Genomic DNA, 216 nt, shown 5'->3' with positions numbered 1-216 from the left:
CGCCATCACCCGTTAACGGGCTCTGACTACTTGTAGGCACACGGTTTCAGGTTCTCTTTCACTCCCCTCCCGGGGTTCTTTTCACCTTTCCCTCACGGTACTGGTTCACTATCGGTCACTGGTTAGTATTTAGCCTTGCGAGATGGTCCTCGCGGATTCAGACGGGATTTCACGTGTCCCGCCCTACTCAGGATACTGATAGGTCTTCTTTGGATT

The 216-nt window shown here is 52.3% G+C and carries 1 rRNA gene; it reads right to left on the bottom strand.

Features of this window, described 5'->3' with window-relative positions:
• Positions 1–216: ribosomal RNA gene (locus tag lacNas_RS00195) — 23S ribosomal RNA — on the bottom strand; the annotation flags it as partial.

This window comes from Lactobacillus nasalidis, assembly GCF_016587775.1.
In the GTDB taxonomy this organism is placed as follows: Bacteria; Bacillota; Bacilli; order Lactobacillales; family Lactobacillaceae; genus Lactobacillus; species Lactobacillus nasalidis.
The sequence above is the reverse complement of the archived record's forward strand: the minus strand, read 5'-3'. Positions and strand labels throughout refer to the sequence as shown.